The organism is Streptosporangium carneum (assembly GCF_027922005.1).
GTDB classification, from domain to species: Bacteria; Actinomycetota; Actinomycetes; order Streptosporangiales; family Streptosporangiaceae; genus Streptosporangium; species Streptosporangium carneum.
Map to the genome: position 1 here is coordinate 1 of NZ_BSEV01000027.1, position 26,413 is coordinate 26,413.

14 protein-coding genes are annotated in these 26,413 nt (G+C 66.9%); 6 read left to right on the forward strand and 8 right to left on the reverse strand.

Translation table 11 applies throughout. The features are described 5' to 3' along the window. Positions 1-157: 157 nt before the first annotated feature. Complete coding sequence (locus tag PKF00_RS35995) at positions 158-4,534, forward strand: RHS repeat-associated core domain-containing protein (RefSeq protein ID WP_271222195.1); 4,377 nt, start codon at positions 158-160, stop codon at positions 4,532-4,534. Positions 4,535-4,727: 193 nt separating this feature from the next. Beyond that, entirely contained in the window at positions 4,728-5,240 is a 513-nt protein-coding gene (locus PKF00_RS36000; protein WP_271222196.1) for a hypothetical protein, read from the forward strand. Between the two features lie 288 nt (positions 5,241-5,528). Here PKF00_RS36000 and PKF00_RS36005 read toward each other — a convergent pair whose 3' ends face one another. Both PKF00_RS36005 and PKF00_RS36010 read right to left on the reverse strand, forming a co-directional pair. Further along, complete coding sequence (locus PKF00_RS36005) at positions 5,529-5,651, reverse strand: hypothetical protein (RefSeq protein ID WP_271222197.1); 123 nt, start codon at positions 5,649-5,651, stop codon at positions 5,529-5,531. Between the two features lie 385 nt (positions 5,652-6,036). Next, positions 6,037-9,720, reverse strand: coding sequence for an nSTAND1 domain-containing NTPase (locus PKF00_RS36010; protein WP_271222198.1), 3,684 nt, complete (start codon positions 9,718-9,720; stop codon positions 6,037-6,039). A gap of 335 nt (positions 9,721-10,055) precedes the next feature. On the opposite strand from PKF00_RS36010, the gene PKF00_RS36015 reads away from it, so the two are divergent. The 4 genes from PKF00_RS36015 (at position 10,056) to PKF00_RS36030 (ending at position 20,090) form a co-directional block, all read left to right on the forward strand. After that, positions 10,056-11,081, forward strand: a complete 1,026-nt coding sequence (locus tag PKF00_RS36015; RefSeq protein WP_271222199.1) for an AraC-like ligand-binding domain-containing protein — start codon at positions 10,056-10,058, stop codon at positions 11,079-11,081. A gap of 191 nt (positions 11,082-11,272) precedes the next feature. Next, positions 11,273-18,853: a DNA/RNA non-specific endonuclease gene (locus PKF00_RS36020; protein WP_271222200.1), complete on the forward strand. Its 7,581-nt coding sequence runs from the start codon at positions 11,273-11,275 to the stop codon at positions 18,851-18,853. Then, positions 18,837-19,385: an SMI1/KNR4 family protein gene (locus PKF00_RS36025; protein ID WP_271222201.1), complete on the forward strand. Its 549-nt coding sequence runs from the start codon at positions 18,837-18,839 to the stop codon at positions 19,383-19,385. The genes PKF00_RS36020 and PKF00_RS36025 overlap by 17 nt, the downstream gene beginning before the upstream one ends. 153 nt (positions 19,386-19,538) lie before the next feature. Next, entirely contained in the window at positions 19,539-20,090 is a 552-nt protein-coding gene (locus PKF00_RS36030; RefSeq protein WP_271222202.1) for an SMI1/KNR4 family protein, read from the forward strand. Positions 20,091-20,385: 295 nt separating this feature from the next. On the opposite strand, the gene PKF00_RS36035 is transcribed toward PKF00_RS36030, so the two are convergent. From PKF00_RS36035 to PKF00_RS36060, 6 genes are all read right to left on the reverse strand, one after another. After that, positions 20,386-21,093, reverse strand: coding sequence for a hypothetical protein (locus tag PKF00_RS36035; RefSeq protein ID WP_271222203.1), 708 nt, complete (start codon positions 21,091-21,093; stop codon positions 20,386-20,388). A gap of 38 nt (positions 21,094-21,131) precedes the next feature. Next, the gene (locus PKF00_RS36040) at positions 21,132-21,341 is read right to left on the reverse strand and encodes a hypothetical protein (RefSeq protein ID WP_271222204.1); all 210 of its coding nucleotides are present in this window, start codon (positions 21,339-21,341) and stop codon (positions 21,132-21,134) included. A gap of 585 nt (positions 21,342-21,926) precedes the next feature. Continuing rightward, a complete protein-coding gene (locus PKF00_RS36045; RefSeq protein ID WP_271222205.1) occupies positions 21,927-23,093 on the reverse strand; it encodes a site-specific integrase in 1,167 nt (388 codons plus the stop codon). A 450-nt stretch (positions 23,094-23,543) separates the two neighbouring features. Continuing rightward, positions 23,544-24,302 (reverse strand): tyrosine-type recombinase/integrase, encoded by a 759-nt coding sequence (locus PKF00_RS36050; RefSeq protein ID WP_271222206.1) that lies wholly within the window; start codon positions 24,300-24,302, stop codon positions 23,544-23,546. 380 nt (positions 24,303-24,682) lie between these two features. Then, positions 24,683-25,339 carry a response regulator gene (locus PKF00_RS36055; RefSeq protein ID WP_271222207.1) on the reverse strand — a complete coding sequence of 219 codons (657 nt, stop codon included), beginning with the start codon at positions 25,337-25,339 and terminating at the stop codon, positions 24,683-24,685. After that, positions 25,336-26,412: a sensor histidine kinase gene (locus PKF00_RS36060; protein ID WP_271222208.1), complete on the reverse strand. Its 1,077-nt coding sequence runs from the start codon at positions 26,410-26,412 to the stop codon at positions 25,336-25,338. Before PKF00_RS36060 ends, PKF00_RS36055 begins: the two co-directional genes overlap by 4 nt. Between the last annotated feature and the right edge of the window lies 1 nt (position 26,413).

Genomic DNA, 26,413 nt, shown 5'->3' on the forward strand with positions numbered 1-26,413 from the left:
CAAGAACGCCAAGAACGAGGAGACCACCTACCGCTACACCGCGGCCGGGGACCTGGCCGAGCAGACCAGCCCATCCGGCCTGGTCACGGCGTTCACCTACGACGCAGTCGGCCGGATGATCTCCCGTAAGGAGATCTCCCAGGCGCACCCTGCGGGAGTGACCACCACGTTCACCTACGACGGGGTGGGGCGGCTGCTGACCCAGACCGGGGCCGGGGTGAAGAACGAGGTCACCGACGTCACCCACACCGCCAAGACGACCCTCACCTACGACGCCGACGGCAACCGGCTCACCGAGACGCTGTCCGACCTGACCGGCGGGGACCCGGCGCGCACCGTCACTTACGCCTACGACACGCACGGCCGCGTGGAGACGGTCACCGACCCCGAGAACGGGGTGACTCATGCCGCCTGGGATGTCACCGGTGCCCAGGTCTCGGCGACCGACCCGATGGGGACCGTGACCACATTCGGCTACACCGAACGTGGTGAACTGGCCACCACGACGCTGAAGAGCTGGACCGGCAGCCCGGTCAACCCGCAGCCCGCCCAGGACAAGGTACTGGAGTCGATCGCCTACGACTTCGCAGGCCGATTGGCCAGCAAGGTCGACGCGATGGGGCGCAAGACCTCCTACAACTACTTCACCGACAACCGCCTGTCGCAGGTGATCGCCGACGACGTCCGGCTGAACGGCTCCACCACCCCCACCGACGTGGTGCTGCAGGCCAACACCTACGACGCGGCTGGCAACCTCACCGAACAGGTCACCGGTGGCGGCAAGAGCACCGTCGTCCGCGTCTACGACGCCGCTGGCCGAACCACCTCCAGCACGCTGGACCCGGCCGACCTCAACCGTAAGACCGCCTACGTCTACGACGCGCGCGGCAACGTCATGCGCACGACCTTCACCGGCGCGGGCACCACGCGCACCGAAATCACCGACTATCAGCACAACACGCTGGGCCAGGTGACCCGGCAGGAGGTGGAGAACGGCACCGTCGACCTAGTGGCCACCAGCACCTACGACGACCGGGGCCTGCTGACCGCCACGACCGACCCGCGCGGCAACGCCTCCGGTGCCACCGCCGCCGATTTCACCACCACGATGCGCTACGACATCGCCGGGCAACTGGTGGAGGTCAAAGCACCGCAGGCGACGATCGAGAAGAACGGCACGGCCGCCGCCGGCAGGCCCACGACCAAGCATGGCTACAACACCGCTGGTGAGTTCACTCAGAACGTCGATGCCGAGGGCCGCACCGTCACCTCAGCCTATGACAAGACGGGCCGTCTACTTTCGACCACTTCGCCGTCCTACACCCCGCCGGGGGGGACTGCGGTCACTCCGACGGCCGCCTTCACCTACGACGCGGCGGGCCGCCGCACCCAGGTCACCGACGAGCGTGGGTATGTCACCAAGACCGACTATGACGCGCTGGGCCGCCCGGTGCGCAAGACCGACCCCGGGCCGTCCGGCCCTGGAGGTGTATGGGTGTCGGAGTTCGACCTGCTGGGCGAGCAGCTCGCCGCGGTCGATCCGACCGGCGCTCGCACCGAGGCGACCTACGACGACCTGGGCCGGAAGATCACCCAGACCCAGATCGAGCGCACTCCTGCTGCTGCGGCCTACACCACCGCGCTGACCTATGACGCCGCGAACAACCTCACCAAAACCGTCGCGCCGGGCAACAAGACCACCAATTTCACGGTCAACGCGGCCGGGGAGGTCACCAGGGAGTCTGACCCGCTGACCCACGACACCACCTACGGCTACGACATTCGAGGCCGCCAGACCAAGGTCACCGACGCCCTCGGCAACGCCACCGAGGCCGTCTACGACCTGGCCGGGCGCAAGACCTCCGTCAAGAACCTCGACAACACCAGCGCAACGGTGCGCACCGTCGGCTACGGCTACGACCTGGCAGGCAACGCGACCAGCACCACCTCCGCCGAGGGATACGTTACCAACCGCACCTTCGACGCGCTGAACCGGACGACCTCGCTCATTGAGCCGGTCACCAGTACCAAGACGATCACCACCACGTTCGGCTACGACGCCACCGGCGCCCGTACCCGCCTGACCGACGGTCGCGGCAACGTCACCTGGACCACCTACAACAGCCTGAGCCTGGCCGAGTCGGTGATCGAGCCGTCCACCACCGCCCACCCCAACGCGGCCGACCGCACCTGGACCACCGTCTACGACGCCGCCACCAATCCGGTGGCCACCATCCAGCCGGGCGGGGTGCGCGTGGACCGCACTTTCGACCACCTGGGCCGGATGACCAAGCAGACCGGCACCGGCGCCTCGGTCACCACCCCCGACCGCGACGTCACCTACGACCAGGCCGGCCGGACCACCGCGATCGGCGACTACACCCTGGAGTACAACGACCGCAGCCTCTTGACCAAGGTGTCCAAGGCCACCGTCCAGGTGGCCACCTACGCCTACGACGCGCTCGGCAACCCCACCCAGCGGGTCGACCCGACCGGCACGGCGAACTTCACCTACGACAACGCCAACCGTCTGGCCACCGCCGGTGACCCGGTCACCGGCCACACCTGGACCTACGGCTACGACAACGCCGACCGCCTCACCAGCCAGACCTCCGCGAGCCCGGTCAACACCCAGTCCTACACCTACGACGCCGTCGACCGGCCGGCCACCCACACGCTGAAGAACAGCTCCGGCACCCAGCTGGCCAAGGTCACCTACGGCTGGGACAAGGATGACAACCTCACCGGCAAGACCACCGTCGGCACCGCCGGAGCCGGCGCCCACACTTATGGTTACGACCGCTCAGGCAGGTTGACCTCCTGGACCGCCCCCGCTGGCACCACCGCCTACACCTGGGACGACGCCGGCAACCGCACCGGCGCCGGATCCAAGACCTACACCTACGACGAGCGCAACCGCCTGACCTCCGGCGACGGCACCGACTACACCTACACCCCGCGCGGCACGACGGCGACCGAGACCAAGGCGGGCACCACCCGCAACCTGGCCTTCGACGCCTTCGACCGGCTCATCACCGACGGCGACGTCAGCTACGGCTACGACGCGCTCGGCCGGACCACCTCCCGCACCAAGGGCCCCGACCAGCAGCGCTACGTCTACTCCGGGCTGACCAACGACATCGCCGCCGTCACCGACGCCGTCGGCGCCGTCCAGGCCAAGTACGGCCGTGACCCGTCCGGTGGTTTGCTCGGCCTGCAGGAGGGTGGCACCACCGCCCTGGGCACGATGACCGACCTGCACGGTGACGTGGTGGGCACCTTCTCCGGCACCGCGCTGGTGGACTCGGTGGCCTTCGACCCGTTCGGCGCCGTCACCCACCGCACCGGCGCCACCCGCGCGCTGGGCTACCAGGGCGAGTACACCGACCCGGACACCGGCAAGGTCAACATGCACGCCCGCTGGTACCGGCCCGGCACAGGTGCGTTTGCCTCCCGCGACACCGCCATCCTCGCCCCGAATCCGTCCGTTCAGGCCAACCGCTACACCTACGGCAACGCCGCCCCGCTCACCGGAACCGACCCCACCGGCCACAGCACAGTGATTCAGACAGGTGGTTCGACTGGAGGCAGGGGAGGAAGCCCTGGGTGGCAGGGGGCTATCCCCAGCCCTGTGTCGTCGACCGGCGCGTACGGAGACTGGGTGGTGCCGCCGCCCATGAGCCGGAACGGGCCGGAGTACGCCTACGGCGAGAACTGCTGTGTGACGTTCAACGGGACTACCGAGGCGGACTTCGATTGGTACAACGACCACTTTGGCGAGTGGACAAGGCTTCCGCTGCTTGGGCGTGATGAGGCCGAGAGGCTAGGCCTCATGGAAAACGGCAGAGAAATAGATCAAAAAGACTACTGGGAGGCCGACTGGGATGTCCGGCTGAAGTACATAAAAAAATGGTCTCCGACGCTGAGCGAAGAAAAGCTTCTCATCAACTGGGTAATGGCAGGGGGATGGGATAAGGCTCTTGAGGCTTTGTCCAAGGCCAATAAAAATATGCTGGCTGCGCGCGCCGGCGGGAAGGCGTCACCTTACGATTCTGTCGTAAGCGACAAAGAGATACAGGAGTGTCTCGACAAGCTCGGTCCATACAAGTGTCAAACGATTCAATCAATAAGGCATTTCGTTAATCAATTCGTCAACGAGAGGACGAAAGAGAAGAGCTGGGCAAGGAATGCGCTCAGGCATTTCGTGGGAATAGTCATGATATGCAAGGAATTTGACTGCAAGGTAGCGAAAACGATTGCCGACATTCACGAAAAGTATATAAATAAAAACGACCCAAAAGAGGTCAGGGATAGCGAATTCGACAAAGTAATCAACGACATGGCGATTAAATATTACAATAAGAATAAGGCCGTGATAGAGCGATCCCTCTCTTCCAGTGGACTGCTTTATCGCATATTTACGGGAGGGGTGTGGGCGGTGTGCGGCGAGAAAATAACTCCCGCAACGGATCCGGTATCATGCAAGGACGTGAACGCCGATCCTTACGGTGAGTTCAAGGGCGTGAAATTGTAGCCGTCCCAAAGAATTAAAACGACCGCCTTAAAGACGGAGTTACTTCTACCGGAAACCGCCCAGTAGAATACGGAGTCAGTCCCGTATTCTACTGGGCGGTTGAGGGAATGCTAGAGGTTGCCGATGACGCGCCAGTAATTACCTCCCGCGGCCGCGACTTTCTCTTTCGGAGGGATCGCGGTAGACTCCTCCTGTGAGAAGTCGTTCTATTGGCATACTGGCTCTTATTTTTCTAGCTGGATCAATCCTCGCCCTAGTCACCTCATGCCGGGGGTGGTTTCTGAGGACCGAAGTAAGCGATTGTTCGGCTAACGATAGAAAACTGATTCCCGAGCTCGTGTCTCAAAAAATCCTCAGCGCTCATCCACCTGGCGCCACAAAAAGCGGAAGTGGTTATTCTGGGTGCGACAGTGACGACTCGTACGCATACGCAGGAAGCTCTTACGCTTTCTCCGGTTCCTTCGCCGACGTTCTATCATTCTACAGGGCGGCAGCCGAGAAAGATGGGTGGCAGCCGGTGGGTGAGGACACGTCTCCGGAGATAAACAAGAAAAACTACTGCTTCCGAAAGTCAATAGATGCCACCACGGCCTACTTCTCTGTAGAACTACTGAAGAAGCAAGAGAAGGGAAAAGATATAAAGTATGACGTAGCAGTTTCCTCTAGTCATGAAGAAGCTCCTGCGGACGGCGGTATTCTGTGCTGATGAAGTGAGCGTCGTTTTCGCCATGTTAAGCAGGAATCTGCGTGTGATCATGATAAGAAGATCGGGCTATTCGCTGACGATGCCGTCGATCCGCCCGCTCAGCAGGTCGGCGTGACCGTCGTGCCGAACATACCCCTCAATCATGCGCAGGTAAGGCCGGAATATGCGGGGGATGTATCGCCGCGCCTCTGGCCGAACAGAAGCACGGCTTTGTCCCCTTTGGCTCAGGTCGGCTGAGCTGCGCGAACGCCTCATTTGGGCCTGGTGGCGCGTTTCTTACCGACACCCCTACTCGGCCAGCCTCTCGGCGGTGGTCGGCAACGGGGTGCGGCCGTGCATCGCGCACCAGGTGGTGAACGCGGTCCAGTCCCGGGCGTAGGCACGGCTGGTGGTGACGAACCCGTCAGCCACCCGGGCCCGCGCCGCGGGCGACAGCGCCCGGTCGGCCTCGGCCCCGGGGTGATCGGCCGGGACGGCGACCGCGAAGGGCGCACCGTACCCGCCAGAGGGCCAGGCGGGCAGCAGGGTCCCGGCGAGCAGAGCCGGACCAGGCGCTCTGGCCCGGGGTCCGGATCGGGGATGGAGGGACGAGCACCGGTCCTTCGCAGAGCGGAGGTGATCATGATTCCGGGTTGCGATAAGCATGGTGATGCGCGCCCGCTGCGCGGCGGCGAACGCCAAACTCGGTCGCCCTGGAAGTCCTGGTGGTCGACGAGTCGCACTCCATGCGACAGGCTGCCGGGGAAAGCAGCCGCCTCAGGCCAGGTCCAACTGGCGTAAGCCCGTGCGACCTCGCTCAGGGGCAGATTCGCTGGTATGGCTGGCCGGGGACGTACTGCTGCCATTCCTGCGGGGTGAGGGAGCGGCCCATGACGGCGCAGACCGCCGCGGACGGGTCCGTAGGTAGCTTCACCGCCCACAGGCGGACGGTCTTGTCCGCGCCGCCGGTGACCAGCAGTCGGCCGTCGGGGCTGAAGGCCAGCGCGTTCACCGCACCGTCATGGCCCAGCATGGGGGTGCCGATCGGGCGGCGGGTGGCGACGTCCCACAACTGGACGTGTCTGTCCTTGCCCGCGCTGGCCAGGGTGGTGCCGTCCGGGCTGAAGGCGAGCCCGGTCACCGTATCGGTGTGGCCGGTCAACGGGGCGCCGAGCGGGCGACGCGTGGCGACGTCCCACAGCCGGACAGTCGCATCATCCGTGGTGGCCAGGGTGGTGCCGTCCGGGCTGAAGGCCACCGCGACGACTGAAGGGGCGTGGCTGGTCAGCGGGGCACCGATCAAGCGGCGGGTACGGACATCCCAGAGCTGGGTGCCCCAGGCGCTACCGGTGGTGGCCAGCAGGCGGCCGTCGGGGCTGAAGGCCACCGCGTTAGCGTCGGTGAGGCTCAGGTCGCTGGTCAGTGGGGTGCCGATCGGACGGTGGGTGGCGGTGTCCCACAGCTGGACGGCACCGTCCTTGCCGGCGGTGGCCAGGGTGGTGCCGTCCGGGCTGAACGCGACCGCGGTGACGCCACGCCCATGACCGGTCAACGGGGCACCGACCAGGCGGCGGGTGGTGACATTCCACAGCCGGGCGCTCCCGTTGTCATCGCCGGTGGCCAGGGTGGTGCCGTCCGGGCTGAACGCGACTGCGGTGACGCCACGCCCGTGACCGGTCAACGGGGCACCGATCAGGTGATGGGTGGCGACGTTCCACAGCCGGAGGGTTGTGTCCTCCTCGGCGGTGGCCAGCAGGCGGCCGTCGGGGCTGAAGGCGACCGCGTTGACGCCCAGCGCGTGGCCGGTGGCCGGGACATCGGTCGGGCGGTGCAGGGTGGTGTCCCACAGCCGGGTGGTGCCGTCCCGGCTCGTGGTGGCCAGCAGGCGGCCGTCCGGACTGAAGATGAGGTCGGAGATGCCCTGGCTGTGGCCGGTCAGTGGGGTGTCGATCAGGCGGCGGGTGGTGAGGTCCCACAGCCGGATGCGACTGCTTGTGCCCACATCGGAGGTGGCCAGCAGGCGGCCGTCCAGGCTGAAGGCCAGCTCACCGGCCCGTTCAACGGGCAGCTTGCCGATCAGGCGGCCGGTGGCGACCTCCCACAGGCGCACGGGTTCGTCCTGGCCGAAGGTGGCCAGCAGGCGGCCGTCCGGACTGAACCGCACGCTGCGGTAGACACTGACGCCGTCGATGAACAGGGTGCCGGTCATACGGCGGGTGGTGACATCCCACAGCTGCAGGCGTCTGTCGTCGGTGGGGGCGACGGCCACGGTGTCGCCGTCCGGGCTGAGGGCCGTCATGAGGACGGTGGTGACACGGGCCGTAGACAAACTGGTGATGAGACGCCGGGAGGCGACGTCCCACCGCTGCACGGTCCCGTTGGCACTGACCGTGTGGAGCGTGGCGCCGTCCGGGCTGAACCGCACCAGGGTGACGACGGTGATGTGGTTGGTGAGCAGCGTGGCCAGAGGGCGGCGGGTGGCGACATTCCACAACTGCACGCTTTGACCGCCCGCGGCGGCCAGTATCGTCCCGTCCGGGCTGAACGCCATCGTGTGGACGCTGCTGCCGTGGGCGGAGCCGGTGGGCAAAACGCGGAAAGAGCGTCGGGTGGCGACCTCCCACAGCCGCACTTCTCCGTCATCGTTTCCGGTGGCCAGCGTGCGGCCGTCCGGGCTGAACACCGCTGTGTTCACGGCGCCGGTGGAGCTGTTCAGCACGCCGCGCAGGGAACCGGCCAGCGTGGCGAGCATGCCATGGCGAGCCTCGTCGGTGGGGGCGAAATGCCAAGAGGCGGCGGCCAGCAGCCCGGACAGCGCCGGGTCGGTGGCGGCCAGTTCGTCGCTGCTTTTCGCGATCAGCCGGGCCAGGACTTCCTTGCCTTGGGCGTCGGCCTGCCGGGCGGCGGTGACCGCGGCCACCGCGGCACCCGAGGCCACGACGGCCAGGACGGCCAGGACGGCCACCGCCAGCCGCGCCAGCTTCTTGCGGCGGGCGGCGGCGTGTTCGGCCCGCTCAGCCGCCTGCACGGAGGCGTTCAGGAAGGCGTGCTCGGTGACGGTGAGGTCGTCGGGGCGGCCCAGCAGTGGCTGGGCGGCGGCCAGGCGCGCTCCCTGATAGAGGGCGCCGGGGTCTCGGTTGTGGTCGTGCCAGATGGTGGCGGCCTCGCCCAGGCGGCGGCGCAGGCGCAGCAGCTCGCGCTCCTGGTCGATCCAGGTCCGCAGCCGCGGCCAGGCGGAGATCAGCGCTTCATGGGCCAGCTCGACGTGGTGTTCGTGCAGCGTCACCAGCCGGGCCTGGGCGAGCTGCTCCAGGGCGACCTCGGGGCAGGCGGCGGGGTTGAAGTCGTCGTAGAAGGCTGGGCAGCGGGTGTCGGCCGCCTGATCACCCGGGTTGACCAGCCGCAGCAGCACCCGTTTGGCCTGGTCGGCCTCCTGCGGGGGCAGCCGGGTGTAGAGGCGTTCGGCGGTGGCGGCGATCGCGCCGTGCACTCCACCGGCCCGCTCGTAGCCCTCCAGGGTGAGCAGGGTGCCGCGGCGGCGCCGCCAGGTCTCCAGAAGGGCGTGCGACATCAGCGGCAGCCCGCCGGGTTCCCTGACGACCTCGTCGACGATCCTGACGGTCAGGGCGCGTTCCACGATCAGCCCGGCCGCCGCGGCCGGTTTGACGATCGCCTCACGCAACTCTTCCCGGCTCATCGGCCCGACCAGCACGGTCGCGCCCTGCAGGGCGTGGGTCAGGCCGGGGTGTTCGGCGCAGCGGCCGAAGAAGTCGGCCCGCACCGCGAGAACCACCCGCCCTCCGCCCGGCCGGGCAGCCTCCAGCAGGGCATCGATGAACGCGGCCCGCTCGAGCGGATCCGCGCACAGGGTGAACAGCTCCTCGAACTGGTCGACCACCACCAGCCCACCCCCACCCCTGGTCGCGCTGGTGGTGAGGGTGTCGGCATGCTCGCGCATCGGATGCGCGCCAGGGGTGAACACCACGGCCTCCGGCACCGGCTCGCCCAGAGCTCCTTTTCGGGCTGCGGGAATCAGACCAGCGCGCAGCAGGGAGGACTTGCCGCTGCCCGAGGGCCCGAATACCGCGGCGAAGCGGTGCCGTCCCAGCAGCTCTGTCAGCTGCTCCAACAGCCGTTGCCGACCGAAGAACCGGTCGTGGTCGGCCGTGTTGTAGTGCGCCAGGCCCTGATACGGCGCGGCTTGTTCCTCTCCCTCCTCACTAGGAGCAGGGGAGGCCTGCTCGTCGGCCACCTGTCGCCAGCGCGCCTGCCAGACGGCGACATCCCCATCGCATGCCTGAACGTAGGCCGCCACCACCGGCCAGGACGCCAGCTGCTGCCCGGCGGCAGCCCGTGACAGGGCGGTGATCGAATACCCCGCCCGGCGGGCCATCTCCCGGTAGGTCAGGCCGCCGGCCTCCTGACGGAGTTTACGAAGTTCGTAGGCGAAACGCGGTACCGATCCCGCGGCAGGGTCCAGAGGAGTCTCGCTGCGGCCCACTCAGGTGCTCCCTATGTGCTCGACGTCGAAAGATCACCCGCGCCGCCAAAATTACCCATACGGGAAGATAGCGGCAACCGGGTATGGCGGCCGCGAGAGAGGCGCAGTGGTTTCGGGCGCGCCACGAAGAGGGCTGTGACCTGCGTGAATTGGATTGTTTTTGTTTACTTCCGACACCTGACCTGCTCAACAACGTGCGAGCCGTCTACATGTGAGTAGAAGCGAAAAACACGCCCTCTAACAGCGCGAAAGGGGTTCTTCGTGCGCAGCGGTAAATACGGGAGACCGATAAAGGATTCCTCGTCAGGCAAGAAACGCATCACGGAGAACCATCGGTGATCGAGACGGTGTTCCGCAGCCAGGACATGCCCGCTGCCGACCGGTTTGCCTGGTGGCACGAGATGACCACCCAATCGCTCGTGCCCACCTTGATGCGCAGCGACAACGAAGCGGAGTTTCCCGCCAGCTTGCGCCTGGTCGATCTTGGCCTGGCCCGGCTAACCCAGCTGTCCTACCCACCGCTGCGGTCCCGGCGCACCCCGCTTCTCATCCGCCGCTCCGACCCCGAGATCTACAGCCTGTCGCTGACCCTGCGCGGCACCATGGCCCTGGACCACTGTGGTCGCCACGCCGTCGCCACGCCTCAGGACCTACTGCTTTACGATTCCTCCCACCCATTTCACGCCCGCACCACCACCGGCGGCACCGACAACGTCGAAGGCATAATCCTGCAGATCCCCAGGGCACTGCTGCCGCTGCCTACCGACAAGCTCACCCGGCTCACCGCCACTCGCCTGACCGCTGCACAAGGGATCAGCGTGCTGCTGGCCAGTCATCTCACCGCCCTGGCCCGGCACGCCGCCGACTACGCCCCTGCCGACGCCGCTCGCTTGTCGGCCATCACCGTGGACTTGTTCGCCGCGGTGTGCGCCCACCATCTCGAGGTCGAGGCTGCACTGCCGCCGGAGACCCACCGGCAGGTGCTGCAGACCCGCATCCACGCCTTCATCCAGCAGCACCTGGGCGACCCGGGTCTGCGCGCCGACACCATCGCCGCCTCCCATCAGATTTCTGTCCGCTACCTGTACCGGCTGTTCGAGGACCAGGGGCTGAGCGTGGCCTCCTGGATCCGCCAGCGGCGCTTGGAGCGCTGCCGCCGCGACCTGGCCGACTCTGCCCTGCATCTCCGGCCGATCCATGCCATCGCCACCCGGTGGGGTTTTCCCAATGCTGCGCAGTTCAGCCGTGCCTTTCGTGCCACCTACGGCATATCACCCACCGACTACCGCCACCTCATCCGCCGCGACGGCGCCGTGCACGAATTGCCAATGACTATGCAGAGCAAGCCAACGACTTCCTGACCGCCGCCGGTCACGCTGACGGGGCAAGGTCACGGCCTTGCCGTACAACGTGAGTTTTCTGATGTGTGCACGTGATCGTTCCTGTTGAGCATGCTCCCGACCATCGCCCTGGCCTGAGCCAGTGCCACGTGTGGGTCGGGTGACGCGCAGGCGCAGACCGCCGCGCTGACCGGTTCGGAGGAGGACGGCGTATGCGCCGCATGACGTCAAGGCCGCGATCGATCCTTGGGACGCTTTTACTCACCGTCACAATGCTTCCTGGCCTGCTGCCCATCACTGCCCTGCCCGCGGAGGCAGTGCGGGTGACGGCATCAGCGCGGCCGCCGGACACGCCAGAGCAGTTGTCGAGGTCGGCGGCGAGACTGCCATCGCTGGTCTCGGAAAAGACCACGACCACGTCGGTCAAGGTGCCGGCATCAGCGAAGAAGTTCTCCTGGCCGAAGGGAGCGCTGCCGATCGAGGCACGCAGCCTTGCGGCTGAGGATTACTGCGCACGCTATCCGTATTACGACTCCACGAAGCTGTACCCGGCCGGGTCAGTGATCACCTTCGGCGGCCATATATGGAGAGCGCGTAAAGAGACAATAGGCCAGCTGCCCGGAGGCGGATGGGCAAGTTACTGGGTCGACGAAGGTGTCTGTCCGCCGCCGCCCTCGCCGCCGAAAGCCCCGAGTGTGTCGGCGATGTTCCCGACCGATCAGATGCTGGTCGATTCCCGCACACCGTTGCTGGTGGCAAGCGGCTGGAGCAATCAGATGAGCGGCTACTCGGTCCGACTCACCTTCAAGGTCTGCGACGATGCGGCCATGTCCGGGGCGGGGTGCTTTTCCTCGGAAGAACTCCTAGGCTCTGTCAATTCCTGGCGGATCCCGGATGCCAGGAAACTGTCCTGGAGCAAGCAGTACTGGTGGAAGGTGACGGGCAGGGACACCGGTAACGGTCTGACCGACACCGATTTCGGGTCGTTTACCACCGGTGTGCGCCAGCCGGCCATCACCTCGCAGCTGGCCACCCGCGGCGTCAACGGCCAGGAATTCCACCAGCTGGCTGGCAACTACACCACCACCTCCACCGACGCTTCGGTGGCTGCTGCCGGGCCGCCGCTGTCGATCGTGCGCTCCTACAACAGCATGGACCCGCGCACCGACGGGCTGTTCGGCGCGGGCTGGTCCACCCGGTTCGACATGAAAATCCGCAAAGAGAAAGCGGGAGAGGTGCCCACGCTGCTGGTGACCTACCCCGATGGCCGTCAGGTGCGCTTCGCCGACAACGGGGATGGTACTTTTCAGCCTCCGCCCGGCATGTACGCCACCCTGGCCGAGGTCATGGACACCCCGCCGTGTGCATCCGGCGTCGCCTGCTCGCCGGTGGGCTGGCGGCTGATGGACAAGTCCTCCACGACCTACCTGTTCGACGACCAGGGCCAGCTCAGCAAGGTCACCGACGCCTATAACCGCAGTGTGCAGCTGGAGCGCACCACCGACGGCAAACTCAGCAAAGTCACCGCCCCCGGCGGCCGGTTCCTTGCCTTCACCTGGAACGGCAACCATGTGGCGTCGGTGTCCACCCCGCCGGTCGACGGCCAGCCACCGACTTGGACCTATGCCTATCAGGGTGACCAGCTGACCCGGGTGTGCACGCCGATGGCCGCACCGCACTGCACCGACATTGACTACACCACCGGGTCGCTGTATCGCAGCAGCGTGCTCGACTCCGACGCCCTCGGTTACTGGCGGTTGAACGAGACCTCCGGCACCACCGCCGCCAACTCCGGATGGGGAACGGGAACAGCCACCTACGGTGGGGTGAGTCTGGCCCAGCCGGGCGCGCTGGCAGGCACCGGCGACACCGCGGCGACCTTCAGCGGCACAGCCCAACTGACCCTGCCCAGCGACAGCCTGGCCCGGCTGCAGGGCGCCGCCTCGTTCGAGACCTGGTTCAAGACCGCCTCCCCGGGCACCGTGCTGTCGGTCGGCACCGGCACCGGCGCGGGCCTGCTGTATGTCGGCACCGACGGCAAACTCCGCGGCCAGCTACGCCGTCTGAACGGCAACACCCCCATCGCGCCGATCACCTCGGCCGCAGCGGTCAACGACAGCGCTTGGCATCACGTCGTGCTGGCAGCGACCGGAACCGAACAGCAGATGTACCTGGACGGACAGCTAGCCGGGGTACTGCCCGGCTCCACAGTCAGCGACTGGCCGACCTCCGCCACGGTCGGCGCCGGTTCAGTCTCCGGCACCTGGCCCTCGACACCCGCCTCGGGAGGCTTCCCGTTCACCGGGCAGATCGACGAGATCGCCCTATACGCTAAAGCGCTGACTCCTGAAGGAGTGCAGGTGCACTACGCGGCGCGGGCGGCGGTGCCGTACAAACTCACCAAGATCACCCAACCCTCCGGGCGCATCTGGGCGGCCAACGCCTACGACGCCGCGACCGACCGGATCAGATCTCACACCGACCAGCACGGCGGCACCTGGCAGCTCGCCGCACCGGCCTACGACGCCAACACCGGCCTGTCCACGGTCACGGTGACCGACCCCAAGAACAACACGCTCAAATATGCCCATGACGCCTGGCGTGGCTACCGAATGGTGAGTCAGGAAGACCAACTCGGTAAGATCACCTCCTACACCTACGACACCGGCGGCTTCCTGGCGAAGACCACCGACCCCAACGACAACACCACACAGCAGGTGAGTGACGCCCGCGGTAACGTCACCGCAGTCACGATCTGCCGAGCGGCGGGCAACTGCCAGACCAGCTACCGCTCCTACTACCGCAACAGCGCCGATGAGTTCGACCCGCGCAACGACCAGGTGACCGCCACCCGAGATGCCCGTTCGACTGGTGCCACCGACACCACCTACGCCACCGTTTCCGAGTACACCGCTCATGGTGAGCTGGCCAAACAGACGACTCCCGCGACGCCGGACTTTCCCAGCGGTCGGTCGGACATCTATGCCTACACCGACGGCACCGAGGCGGCGGTCGGCGGCGGCACCACTCCGGCCGGCCTGCTGAAGTCGGCCAAGGACGCCAAGAACAACGAGACGACCTACCGCTACACGGCGGCCGGTGACCTGGCCGAGCAGACCAGCCCGTCCGGCCTGATCACCGCGTTCACCTACGACGCGGTCGGCCGGGTGGCCTCCCGCAAGGAGATGCCGCAGGCCCACTCCGGCGGAGTGACCACGACGTTCACCTACGACGGGGCGGGCCGGGTGCTGACCCAGACCGCTCCCGGGGTGAAGAACGAGGTCACCGACGTCACCCACACCGCCAAGGTGACCTTCACCTACGACGCGGACGGCAACAAGCTCACCGAGACACTGTCCGACCTGACCGGCGGGGATCCGGCGCGCACCACCACCTACGCCTACGACACCCACGGTCGCCTGGAGACGGTCACCGACCCCGAAAACGGGGTGACCCGTGCCGCCTGGGACAACATCGGCGCCCGCGTCTCAACGACCGACCCAATGGGTACCGTGACCACCTTCGACTACACCAAACGCGGTGAGCTGGCCACCACAACGCTGAAGAACTGGACCGGCAGCCCGATCAGCCCGCAAGCTCCCCAAGACAAGGTGCTGGAGTCCAACGCCTACGACCCCGGCGGCCGACTGGCCAGCCGAGTCGACGCGATGGGCCGCAAGACCACCTACACCTACTTCGCCGACAACCGGCTGTCACAGATGATCGCCGACGACGTCCGGCTGAACGGCTCCACCACCCCGACCGACGTGGTGCTGAAGGCCAACACCTACGACGCGGCAGGCAACATCACCCGGCAGGTCACCGGCGGCGACAAAACCAAGGTCGAGTTCGTCTACGACGCTGCCGGCCGGATGAGCTCGACCACGCTCGAGCCCACCACCCTCAACCGCAAGACCGCTTTCACCTACGACGCGGTCGGCAACATCACCAGAGAGACCTTCACCGGCGCGGACACCACCCGCACCGAGGTCACCGACTACGTCTACAACGCCCTGAACCAGGTGACCCGGCAGACCGTGGAGAACGGCGCCGACGACCTGGTGACCACGTGGACCTATGACGACCGGGGTCTGCTGACCGCGACCACCGACCCACGGGGCAACGCCTCCGGTGCCACCGCCGCCGACTTCACCACCACGACGCGCTACGACCTGGTCGGACGGCCGGTGGAGTCCAAGGCACCTCAGGCCGTGATCGAGAAGAACGGGGCGGCCGCCGTCAACGGCAGACCAACGACGAAATACGGTTACAACACCGCGGACCTGCCCACCCACACGGTCGACGCCGAAGGCCGCACCGTTACCGCTGCCTTCGACAAGGCCGGACGTCTGACCTCGCTGACCTCGCCCTCCTACACCCCATCGGGCGGGACGGCGCTCACCCCGGCGGTCGGCTTCGCCTACGACGCGGCGGGCCGTACGACCCAAACCACCGATCCACGCGGGTACGTCACCACGACGCAGTACGACGCGCTGGGACGTCCCGTCAAGGTGACCGACCCCGGTCCGTCGGGGCCCGGCGGAGTGTGGGTGTCGGAGTACGACCTGCTGGGCGAGAAGCTCGCCCTGGTCGACCCCACCGGCGCCCGCGCCGAGGCCACCTACGACGACTTGGGCCGGAAGATCACCGAAACCCAGATCGAACGCAAGCCGGCCACCGTGGCACTGACCACGACGCTGACCTACGACACCGCCGGCAACCTCACCAAGAGCGTCGCGCCGGGCAACAAGACCACCACCTATACGGTCAACGCGTCAGGGCAAATCACCTCCGTCAAGGATCCGCTCGACCACGCCTCCACCTTCGACTACGACCTCCTCGGCCGGACCACCAAGGTCACCGATCCGCTGGGCAACGCCACCGAGGCCAGCTATGACCTGGCGGGCCGACGAATCACGGCCAAGGATCTCGACAACACCGGTGCGACGGTGCGCACGTTCGGCTTCGGCTACGACGCGGCGGGCAACCCGACCAGCACCACCTCCGGCGAGGGGCACGTCACCCGCCGCGAGTTCGACGCGCTGGACCGGATGACCTCCCTCATCGAGCCGGTCACCGCCAGCAAATCGATCACCACCACGTTCGGCTACGACGCCACCGGCGCCCGTACCCGCCTCACCGACGGTCGCGGCAACAGCACCTGGACCACCTACAACAGTCTGGGACTGCCCGAAGCGATCACCGAGCCGGCCACCACCGCTCATCCGGCAGCGTCCGACCGCACCTGGACGGCCCTCTACGACATCGCGGGCAATCCTGCCGCCACCCTCCAACCGGGCGGGGTTCGCATCGACCGGACCTTCGACCATCTCGGACGGCTCACGAAGGAAACCGGGGCCGGAGCCTCGGTCACCACGCCGGACCGCACCTACGCCTACGACCTGGCGAGCCGCCGTACCGCGATCGGCGACTACACCCTGGAGTACAACGACCGAGGCCTGCTGACCAAGGTGTCCAAGGCCACCAACCAGGTCGCCGCCTACGCCTACGACGCCCTCGGCAATCCCACCCAGCGCGTCGATGCGACCGGAACGGCGAACTTCACCTACGACAACGCCAGCCGCCTGGCCACCGCCGGCGACCCGGTCACCGGACGGAGCTGGACCTACGGCTACGACAACGCCGACCGGCTGACCAGCCAGACCTCCACCGGGACGGTCAACAGCCAGAGCTACACCTACGACGCCGTCGACCGCCCTCTCTCCCAGACCCTGAAAAACAGCTCCGGCAGCGAGCTGGCGAAAGTCGTCTACGGGTGGGACAAGGATGACAACCTCACCACCAAGACCACCACCGGCACCGCCGGAGCCGGCACCAACACCTACAGCTACGACCGATCCGGCCGGCTGACCTCCTGGACCGCCCCCGGCGGCGCCACCACCGACTACGAGTGGGACGACGCCGGCAACCGCACCAAGGCTGGATCCAAGACCTTCACCTACGACGAACGCAACCGCCTGACCTCCGGCGACGGCGTCGACTACACCTACACCCCACGCGGCACCCTGGCCACCGAGACCAAAGCGGGCGTCACCCGCAATCTCGCCTTCGACGCCTTCGACCGGCTCGTCTCCGACGGGGACGCCACCTACGGCTACGACGCGCTGGGCCGCCTCACCTCCCGCACCAAGGGTGCTGACCAGCAGCGGTTCGTCTACTCCGGGCTGACCAACGACATCGCCGTCGTCACCGACGGCACCGGAGCCATCCAGGCCAAATACGGCCGCACCGTCTCCGGCGGACTGCTCAGCCTGCAAGAAGGCGGCACCGCCGCCCTGGGCGTGATGAGCGACCTGCACGGCGACGTGGTGGGCACCTTCTCCGGCACCGCGCTGGTCGACTCGGCCGCCTACGATCCGTTCGGCACCGTCACCCAGCGCACCGGCGCCCAGCGCTCGCTCGGCTACCAGGGCGAGTACACCGACCCGGACACCGGCAAGGTCAACATGCACGCCCGCTGGTACCAGCCCGGCACCGGTGCCTTCACCTCCCGCGACGACTGGACCCTCAACCCCAGCCCGTCGGTCCAGGCCAACCGCTACACCTACGCCAACGCCAATCTCCTGGTCGGCACCGACCCGTCAGGACACATCCTGCCCCTGCTGGCGATCCCCGCCTGGCAGTTAGGCGTGCTCGTCGTGGGAGCCGTGGGCGCGTACGCGGGGGCCCAGTACGCGAAAACCCACCCGTTCTACACCTCCAGCAGCAGTAGCAGCACCACCACTTCGACGTCCAGCTCCTCGACGGCCAAGGGCACCACCGCCACGAAGCCCCAGGGAAGCGCCTCCACCACCAGCTACACCGCGACGAGGCCCCAGGGAAGCGCGTCAACCGGCTCCTACACCACCCCCACCCCGCAGGGGCCTGCGGTCACCAACGTCCCGCAGAGGCCTGCGAAGTGCGTCACCAGCTGCGGAGGAGCGATTCCGAAGGCCCAACCGGTCCCCAAGCCCAAGCCCGTGCCGGCCGACCTCAGCAAAGTCCCCGACGCCGTCGTCGACACGAACAGTCCTTCGTTCATCAACGACCCGCACAACGCCAACAACCCGATCTACCAGCGCACAGCACAGCAGGAGGTCGACTACCTCTGCACGCACGGCGCCTGCACCAGGAGCTACACGGGCCACGAAGGCGTGCAGATCAACACATCGGTCGGCGAGATCGCGGTCAGAGCGGTGCCGGTCACAACGACGACCAGGAGCACAGTCACCAGCCACACAACAACGACAACGACGGACAAGAACCCCAGCGGCGAACCAGAACCCCGGGCTCCTCTGCCGCCGGTCGGCACGGAGAGGGAGGAGGAGTGCCAGCCGGGAGTGACTATCAAACCGCCCGATTCCATGAACCGCCCCGTTGGTGGAAACGCCACCTACTGCAACGGGAAAGGCCTCGACGGCGGCACCCCCGCAACCGTCGATCCGGTATATTGGCCGGACGAAAATCCGGAGCATCCGACAAAAGATATCCGCCTATACGACAGGTGTCACCTTATTGGTAGGCAACTGGGTGGCTCCGGCCAAGACGTCAACAACCTGACCCCATGCATAACCGATGTGAACAATGGCCCTATGAAGAGAATTGAAAACCACGTGGTCAAGGCCGTCCGTACCGGGCTAAGAATCGACTACGAGGTTACGGCTCGCTATGAGGGAAATAACACAATGCCGGACAGATTTCGCCTTGTCGGCAAGGTGAATGGCGAAATATATATGGACGAATGTCTCCATAACGATCTAGACGCGACGGTGACAGATGGCATCTATTGCTGATTTCGAGGCGATAGTCGGAGCCCCCACGACTGCAGCGCCGGTCGTGGACTGGAACACACTTGAGGAAACCGTCGGCCTCGTGTTCCCGAGTGACTACAAAGATCTTATGAATCGCTACTCCCAGCTGTCGATAGATCGATTTCTAGGAATGCTGATAGCGCATCCGGGAAAGCGCGACGTGCGGTCGGCCAAGGACCGCGTCATCGAACGCCTATCTCATCTTGAGGCGGACGACGACGACTCCATTGAGCTTCTCGACGACGAAGGTGAACGATCCTTGAGGACGCCTTTTCCGCTCTATCCGCACCCCAACGGACTCTACCCGTGGGGATCCACTCAGAACGGAGACGACTGCCTCTGGCTCACAGGTGAGCGTCCTGAAGAGTGGACCGTTGTGATCACCGACGGTTATTTCTGGTGGCACTTCCCAGGTTCGCTTCTGGAGTTTCTCGTAGGAGCTCTCTCTGGGACGGTCAGGTGCCCGATTTTCCCCGGGGAGGGGACGCTCGAAGCAAGCATTCAGGAGCTTTGAGCCGACTTATCCTTATGAATTTTCCCTACCTCTCCCACTTCTCGAATTCCCGGCCCTACTAAGGTACGACGTCACAGGCCCACTTCACGGTGCGGGGCGAGTACATGAACGAGGAGTATTGCTTGGACAACAGCTTTGGAGGGACGACGCTAAGTGTCCAGTCTTGCCGACCTTGAGGCGATCATCGGGCCTCCGGGAATTCCTCCTCCAGTTGTGGACTGGCCTGCGATCGAACTGCACACGGGGCTGGTGTTTCCCTCTGACTATAAGAGTTGGGCTTCAAGGTACTCCACGCTAGAGTTCGACGAGTTTCTTCTGGTGAGTAAGCCGGGAGGCAACTCGAACCCGCAGGAGTTCATCCAGGGGTGGTCGGATGTATTGGGGAACATGCGACAGTGGGCGACACGCTTCGGCGAGATTGAACTCGTTGACGATAACGACGTCCCCACTGCGGCATCGCCCTTCCCTGTGTATCCAAGCGTGGGCGGACTCTTCCCGTGGGGAAGCACGACCAATGGAGACTATTGTTGCTGGCTAACCGACCCTGATCCGGATAGGTGGACCATCGTCATAACGACTCTTCACCAATGGTGGCACTACCCGGGAACGTTCACCGACTTTCTGGTCGGTCTATTGACTGCGCAGGTCCGCTGTCCAATGTTCGGCGCAGAAGGACTGGTGGGCGCGACTGTGGAAGAGCTCTGAGAAAGAGAGCTGCAATAAAACGTTCTATCGGGTCATAGCGATTTCGTGCATGCTCCCGCTGGAGCGCCTCCGCAGGTTGAAGCCGTCGGCTTAGGCGGTCCGCGCTGCGGCGGCGATCACAGCCAGCTCCGCGTACGCGCCCGGCGTTGATCCAGCGTCCTGCATCAGACTCTCCGCCACGAATGACCACCAGCCGACAGGCGACACGAAAATCGAGCCTACGGCGGGCGCGCCCGCACCACCGGGCGCGCCCGCGACTGCCAGCAAGAGCAGGCGGCGCTTGCCGGAGAATTCGTCAGGTTTTCAGACCGGCAGGCGGCGGGTTGGACCGCGTGAACTCCTTCATGTTGATGGCGCGCCACACGTCGACCCATTCGTTGACATCAGCCCCGCACGCCGTCACGATCGCACGGACGACATACAGTGATGGCATCCGCAGCCGCTTGTGATTGAGCGCGTCGTGCAAGGTGCTGTAAGGGATCCGGGATATATCCCATTCGTCTGGCCCGGTGGAGTAGCAGATTGTTTGAAGGCTCGCCCCGGACCAGACCTGCAGGAGATGCAGCTGATAACGGTACTCCTGAGGGGTGCTGGCCAGCCAAGGATCCGGCTGGGCAGAGCCTTGGGCGGGCTTTGACCGCGCGGCCGCGGCCTGCCGCACCTCGTTCTGGCTCTTGCCCGCTGCCGGGCCTTCAACATGGTTTTGCCTGGAGGTATCGCGTGTCCGGCCAGCGGCAGCGTGAGCCTCGTTCCACAGCGTCGGCCAGGGCTCTTGATCCGGTACTCCGCCGCAGGCGGTGATGAAGTCACTGGTGACCTCCCAGGTGGGGCAGCAGTGACCGGCAGCGGCATCGGCGAGTACCGAACGTGAGTGGTGAGCGGCCTTGGCGAGTTGGGCGTAGGTCGGGGCCGGTGAGCCCGCCAGCGCGCGCAGGCGGCGAAGCTCACGGGCCAGTTTCTCAACCGACCCGTCCCCGGTGATCGGCTTTTCGGGTCGTGCCATCTCAACGATCCCTGTGCGGTGGTTCGCTGAGCGGCCGCTCAGCGGCCGGGCAACGACGGGACCGGCGTCTGGAGAAGGTCTCCGATGGTCGCGGTCAGGGCGGCCAGGGCTACGCCGAGCGCGAGCGCGGGGTCGCTGCCCAGGGAGGTCAGAGTGACGACGAAGGCCATGACGAGCACCCAGACGATGATGCGGATTGTCGTCCCGCGCCACGGCGAGGGCAGGGGAAGGTGGGGCATGAGGGACATGGAGTCTCCACAGCTTGAGCAGGTGGTCCGGATGAGCGGTTTCGTACCGACACCATGCGCGTGCGCCCTCGGGGTTTGCCCTCCGCCGAGGCGAACAAGGCGTCGATAACCGCAATCATGACCTCACCGTGCGTAGACCGTCATGAGATCATGCGGGCCGCAGGCCAGCCGGACAATCCAACTGTCACCCCTATCAGGCGGCGATCATCTCTTTAAGCAGGTAAACGCGTTACAAGGAGCGCCGAGCACCGCAAAAATCACTATCGCCCTGGTCCGGGAATCTCTGCTTCCCTCCGAACTGGTCCGGGGCCCGCTGTGGATAACCCTCCCCTAGACCACGCTTATCGGTATGGCGCTGGAACCGGACCCGACAACAGGACTTCGGCCAGGTCAGCCACCCCACGGCGTCAGTTCGTTGGTCCGGATGAGCGCATGGGGAGACACACCACGGCCTTCCCGATTTGCCCCGGGGAGGCCGTTGTCTTTTCAGAAGTCCGGACAACCCCTCCGGACAATGAGCACGACGCCCACGTCCTGGACATCAATCACCGGTTCAGAGACCGATGGGGTGCCAGGCCGCCAGGGTTACAGACCCACGCCGCGCATCGGGTTGTCGCGCCATTTGTCGGCGGTGCGGATGTAGCCGTGCACCACCGGGGACTTCTCCGACCACCGGCCGTGCCGGGCGATCGCCGAGACCGGCGCGCCGGCCTTGGCCGCGGCGGTGGCGCCGCCGGCGCGCAGCGAGTGCGCACTGAACGCCTCGGCGTTCGGCAGGTTGGCCCGTACGGCGGCGCGGCGCACCAGCAGGTTCAGCCCGTGCCCGCTCATCCGCGTCACGGCCTTGCCCGCCGCACCGGTGGTGCCGGTCAGGCGGCCGTGCCGGTCGACGCCGCGCAGCAGCGGCCCGCTCGTGACGCCGTAGGTGGCCAGAGCGGCGGTCCAGGCCTGCACCACCCGCACCGGGCAGGTCTCGGCGTGCGAGCCGTACGGCAGCGGCACGGTCTCGCCGTGCGCGTCCTGGTCGGTCTTGGACCGGCCGATGAACACTTCCAGCCCGTCCGGCGTCAGCGTGACGTCGGCGATGTTCAGGGCGGCCAGCTCGCTGCGGCGGCCCATCAGCGCGAACCCGAGCACCAGGGCGGCCCGGTCGCGCAGCCCGGCCAGAGTGTCGGGCGCGGTGGCGTCCAGCATCTTCCGCAGCGCCTCGAGTTCGGCCGGGGGTGCCTTGCGGGTGCGCTGTCCGGCGTCGGCGCATTGGCGGCGGTAGGCGCGCAGGGCCAGCCGGGCCGGGCGGGCGTCGGCGGTGGTTCCGGCGAGTTTGTGCCGGGACTGGATGCAGGCCAGCGCCCGCTCTACGGTCGACGGCGCCGGGAGGGTGCCCTTTCGGGTGGGGGTGGCGGCCAGGTGGGTGACGTACTCGGCCAGCGTCTCGGCGGTGGCCGGCAGCGGGGTGCGGCCGTGCGTCGCGCACCAGGCGGTGAAGGCGCTCCAGTCGCGGGCGTAGGCGCGGCCGGTGGCGGTGGCGAACCCGTCGGCGACCCGGGCGCGCGCGGCCGCCGACAGTGCCCGGTCGGCGTCACCCTTGGGGCGCTCGTCCGGGACGGCGGCCGCGAGGGGCGCGCTGTACCCGCCGGAGGGCCGGGCGGGCAGCACGGTCCCGGCGAGCGCATCCGGATAGGTTCCCGGACCCAGGTCCGGGTCGGGGGCGAGGGGGGCGAGCACCGGTCCTCCGCAGGTCGGGGTGATCATGGTTTCTGGGTTGCGATAAGCAAGATTATCGCAACCCAGACTACAGACGGCGGGAACCGACACGCTTCGGCGGAGAGTCGCCCGCACGGCGGGTGCTCGGCGGTCAGTGCCGGGTGCGCCAGCAGACGATCAGACCGAATCGGATTGCGGTGGCACTGAAAGTGCGACCATGGATCTCGCTCCATAAGCGATCTTGACTGTCGTCCGCCCGCAGCCCCCATGAACACAGAAGGATCCGGATGAGCTTGGAGCCAGCCCCACAGAATCTGCCAGTCTGGGGTGCCGTTAAGGAACGTGCGATGAGCCGCCAAACCGCGTTTGAACTGCGCCGATGGACCTGCACGGCCCGAACTCGGGGTGCTGTCAACGAGCGTGTCACCGCCCTAAACGAGGGTGATCATGATTGCTGAGCTGCGGTGCCTGTCATGATGCGAGGCGGTGAGCAGTAGGTCAGCGGGTCCGGCGTCGTGCGGAGGGGTCGGCGTCTGCGGTGCCCTGGGCGGAGGCCTGTTCGCCGAGTTGGACGTAGCAGCCGAGGCTGCCCAGGTGCTGGTGGCGGGATTTGGCCTGGAGCTCGGGGGCGGTACGGCCGTCGGCGGCCAGGTGCTGGAGGGCGGAGTGCCGTAGCTGGTGGAGAGTCCAGCCGATGCCGTGCGGGTCGAGGGCGACGATGGCGGTCTTGAACAGGTATTCGGCGTGTGGGTAGGACAGCCGGCCGCACCCGGTGGCGGGGCAGACGTCGGCGGCCGCGGGAGCACGCGGCCCGGAGGCGGGGGCGCGCCGGTCGGCGGGGAAGAGCGGTCCGGTGGCGCGGCCGCGCAGCAGCCGGGGCAGGAGCCGGGCGGTGCCGGTGGCCCAGTGCACGTACTCGATCGCGCCGCCCTTGGAGGTGACGCGGCCGCGCCGGAACTCCAGGTCGAGGTCTTCGATGTTGAGGGACAGGAGTTCTTCGGCGCGGGCGGCGGTCTCATACAGCATTCGCCACAGCAGTCGCTCGCGCAGACGGTGCCGGTCGTCGGTGAACAGCTTGTTCAGGCGGGTGCGCGGGATGGAGCGGTCGCCGCGGCGGGCGCTCTTGCGACGCTGCAGCCGCCGGGCGGGGTTGGTGGCGAGGATCTCCTGGCGCTGCGCCCAAGCGGTGAAGGAGAGGTGAAGGAGATGAGCGCGGACAGGTGCCGGTTCCAGGTCACGGCCGCGGCGTCGGCCCACCGCTCCATCACCGCGGCGTAGTCCTCGGGGGCGAGTACGTCGGCGGCCCGGTCCCCAGCGAGCGCGATGAGCCGCGCGAGGGTCTCGGCGTAGCTGTCGTGGTTCGGACGGAGTCGAGGTACCGGTTGACGGCGGCCGCGACGGGTTCGCCTTCAGCGGGTGGGGTCGGGAACGGTACGACCGTCATGAGGGCCTCCCGCGCTGATGTGACACATAACGTTGCCGAGTCGGCCCCGGCCCATCGTGCGGCGAGCTGGGCGTCTGCCCGGCCTGGGAGACCAGTGTGACAGGTAATGCGAATTCTGCGCGATGAGGCAAGCGCTCATCGCGATGTTCGTCTCATTCGTCTCATGGGACAGGGGTATGAGACCGGCGGACGGTCAAGGTGCATCGCGGGTGACGATCCCGTGTTCGTATGCGTAGATCGCTGCGTGCACGCGGGTCCGGAGGCCGAGTTTTGTGAGGATGCGGTTGACGTGGGTTTTGACCGTGCCTTCCTCGATGGTGCATGCGGCGGCGATCTCGCCGTTGCTCATCCCGCGGGCCAGGAGGCGGAGCACGTGGTGTTCGCGCGGGGTCAGCAGGTCGAGTTCGGGGGTGGCGGGGCGCGGGGACAGGGCGGCGAAGCGGCTGATCAGGCGGCCGGTAACCTGCGGGTCGATCAAGCCCCTGCCCTGGTGCAGCTCGCGGACCGCTGCGATGAGCACGTCGGGGTCGCTGTCTTTCAGCAGGAAGCCGGCCGCCCCGGCGCGTAGCGCGCCGAACAGGTACTCGTCGAGGTCGAATGTGGTCAGGGCGAGCAAGCGGGGGGCGGATTCGGCGGCGGTGAGGCGGTCGATGGCGGCGATGCCGTCCATGCCCGGCATGCGCAGGTCCATCACCACCACGTCCGGCCGGCGCAACAGCGCCTGGTGCACCGCTTCGGCGCCGTCGACGGCCGTCGCGATCACGTCGATGTCGGGTTCGCCGTTGAGGATGAGTCGCAGCGCCTCCCGCGCCGCTTCCTGGTCGTCGGCGACCAGCACCCGGATCGTCACCACGCGTTCCCTTTCCTGGGCAGGTCGGCGCGGACCTGCCAGCCGCCTGTCTCCACCGGTCCCACCGACAGGGTGCCGTCGAGCAACCGCACCCGCTCCCGCATGCCACGTAGGCCCCGCCCCTCGGCCTGGGGCGCAGGGGCCGGGGCGCCGTTGTCAAAAACTTCGATGCACAGGCCGAGGTCGCTCTGCCGCAGGTTGACGGTGACCTCGGTCGCGTCCGCATGCCGTACGGCGTTCGTCAGCGCCTCCTGGACCACCCGGTAGGCGGTGTGATCAACGGCCGGTGGCAGCACGTCCCCGGTCCCGGAGCGGCGCACGGTGATCGTCCGGTCTGCGCAGGTGAGCCGTCTCGCCAGCCGCTCCAGGTCGGCGGTGCCGGGCTGGATGGCGGCGGGGTGCTCGTCGAGCGTCCGCAGCAGGCCGCGTACCTCGGTGAGCGCCGACTGCGACAGGTCCGAGATCGTCTGCAGGGCCTGCTTGGCGGGCGCGTCGCCGGGCGCCCGCTGGGCCGCCGCGGTCTGCAGTCGGATCGCGGTCAGGTGGTGGCCGACGCTGTCGTGCACGTTTCTGGCCAGCCAGGTACGCTCCTCGGCCAGCACGCGCTCCGCCTCGGCCCGCTGCAGTCGCAGCGACTGGTCGGCCCGATCTCGGTGCAGCCGCAGCGCGTAGCCGGTGGCCACGGGCGCGACGCTCATGATCATTATGTTGGTCGGCTCCGGGACGCCCTCGCCCCCCATCACCGTCAGGGTGCCGAGAACCCAGCATGAGGAGATCGCCAGCACCAGGCCGGGACGCCGCGGGCGGTGGTAGACGGCCGCGCAGAACAGGGTCATCGTGACCAGCATCCCCTCCCAGCGGTGTAGTTGCGCCATCCCGGCCAGCGCGATCGCCGCCGATGTCGTGGCGGCGATCAGCGGCAGCACCCGGCGTATCAGCAGAGGGAGGCTGACCCCGGTGCTGAAGACGACCAGGAGCGGCAGGTCGACCGGGACTCGCCGCTCCAGTGCCGTCAGCAGCGCCGCGGCGATCGTGGCGCCGGCGACGAGCAGAATCTCCCTCAGCCAATGCATG